The sequence below is a fragment of the Corynebacterium sp. HMSC05E07 genome (assembly GCF_001807225.1).
Classification (GTDB): Bacteria; Actinomycetota; Actinomycetes; order Mycobacteriales; family Mycobacteriaceae; genus Corynebacterium; species Corynebacterium singulare.
Map to the genome: position 1 here is coordinate 1 of NZ_KV788212.1, position 215 is coordinate 215.

The window sequence follows — 215 nt, forward strand, 5'->3', positions numbered from 1 at the left end:
CCAGGCATCCAACTGATTCTTGAGTTTCGAAGTATAGGACTCGATAAGGCTTAGCGTGGCCACATCATGGCCACTATCCACCGCACGCTGACGGGCGGTGCGTTGCTTACCAGTGAACTTGGTAGCCCCAAACCAGACGTGGTGCAGGCGTGCGAGTTCGGCGGCATCAGCAGGTGCCGCACCGAGTGCGCGTAGGTGTTGTTCTCCTCCTCCCG

The 215-nt window shown here is 59.1% G+C and carries 1 pseudogene; it reads right to left on the reverse strand.

Annotation, left to right across the window (positions count from 1 at the left end):
- A pseudogene (locus HMPREF3149_RS12920) lies at positions 1 to 215 on the reverse strand (HNH endonuclease); the annotation flags it as partial.